Source organism: Neoluteolibacter marinus, assembly GCF_014904755.1.
GTDB lineage: Bacteria > Verrucomicrobiota > Verrucomicrobiia > Verrucomicrobiales > Akkermansiaceae > Haloferula > Haloferula marina.
The window spans coordinates 1-1,034 of the sequence record NZ_JACZFQ010000179.1 but is presented as its reverse complement, the minus strand read 5'-3'; the positions used below and the strand labels follow the sequence as shown (position 1 = coordinate 1,034).

General features: G+C 56.6%; 1 rRNA gene. It reads left to right on the top strand.

Features of this window, described 5'->3' with window-relative positions:
* Positions 1–46: 46 nt before the first annotated feature.
* Positions 47–1,034: ribosomal RNA gene (locus tag IG178_RS24390) — 16S ribosomal RNA — on the top strand; the annotation flags it as partial.

The following is a 1,034-nucleotide window of genomic DNA, read 5'->3' as shown; positions in this document are numbered from 1 at the left end:
GCTGGCGATCTTATTTTGATTCCAGCCAGGTATGGTTTTTCGTTTTTCAACGGAGAGTTTGATCCTGGCTCAGGACGAACGCTGGCGGCGTGCTTAACACATGCAAGTCGAACGCTGAAGCACCAGCTTGCTGGTGTGGATGAGTGGCGAACGGGTGAGTAATACGTGAGTAACCTGCCCTTGACTCTGGGATAAGCCCGGGAAACTGGGTCTAATACTGGATGCTACATGTCACCGCATGGTGGTGTGTGGAAAGGGTTTACTGGTCTTGGATGGGCTCACGGCCTATCAGCTTGTTGGTGAGGTAATGGCTCACCAAGGCGACGACGGGTAGCCGGCCTGAGAGGGTGACCGGCCACACTGGGACTGAGACACGGCCCAGACTCCTACGGGAGGCAGCAGTGGGGAATATTGCACAATGGGCGAAAGCCTGATGCAGCGACGCCGCGTGAGGGATGACGGCCTTCGGGTTGTAAACCTCTTTCAGCAGGGAAGAAGCCACAAGTGACGGTACCTGCAGAAGAAGCGCCGGCTAACTACGTGCCAGCAGCCGCGGTAATACGTAGGGCGCAAGCGTTGTCCGGAATTATTGGGCGTAAAGAGCTCGTAGGCGGTTTGTCGCGTCTGCTGTGAAAGCCCGGGGCTTAACCCCGGGTGTGCAGTGGGTACGGGCAGACTAGAGTGCAGTAGGGGAGACTGGAATTCCTGGTGTAGCGGTGGAATGCGCAGATATCAGGAGGAACACCGATGGCGAAGGCAGGTCTCTGGGCTGTTACTGACGCTGAGGAGCGAAAGCATGGGGAGCGAACAGGATTAGATACCCTGGTAGTCCATGCCGTAAACGTTGGGCACTAGGTGTGGGGGACATTCCACGTTTTCCGCGCCGTAGCTAACGCATTAAGTGCCCCGCCTGGGGAGTACGGCCGCAAGGCTAAAACTCAAAGGAATTGACGGGGGCCCGCACAAGCGGCGGAGCATGCGGATTAATTCGATGCAACGCGAAGAACCTTACCAAGGCTTGACATATACCGGAT